At 54.0% G+C, this 463-nt stretch carries 1 rRNA gene; it reads right to left on the bottom strand.

From position 1 onward, the window contains the following. A 23S ribosomal RNA gene (locus tag AUR66_RS22090) occupies positions 1–463 on the bottom strand; the annotation flags it as partial.

Raw genomic sequence — 463 nt, 5'->3', positions numbered from 1 at the left:
CAGACCTTGGCTTGCTCTGCCAGCGCACCTGTGTCGGATCTCGGTACGATCTTCTTGCTCGTCTTTTCACGGGCTCTAGGTACCGCCGAGTTTCCCTATCTCACCATTCTTTCGCTTCGTGCCATTACGGCTTCCACGAAGTTCGGTGATTCGACGGGGCGAAGGCCCCGCTCGGTGTTTCCTAAAGCGTCGACTTTGAGTGCAAGAAGGTACTGGAATATTAACCAGTTTCCCTTTCATCTAATTCGAATTACGGTTAGACTTAGGATCGACTAACCCTCGGCTGATTAGCAGTGCCGAGGAACCCTTGCGCGTAAGGCCGTCGGGGTTCACACCCGACTCTCGCTGCTACTGAGACCATGATTTTCGTTGCTGTACGGTCCACACGAAGTCTCCCCCGTGCTTCCACCCATACAGTATGCCAACCTACGGAATCGTACTATGAGTACGCCGCCAGGTCTCG

The sequence above is a fragment of the Haloferax profundi genome, from assembly GCF_001469865.1.
GTDB lineage: Archaea > Halobacteriota > Halobacteria > Halobacteriales > Haloferacaceae > Haloferax > Haloferax profundi.
The sequence above is the reverse complement of the archived record's forward strand: the minus strand, read 5'-3'. Positions and strand labels throughout refer to the sequence as shown.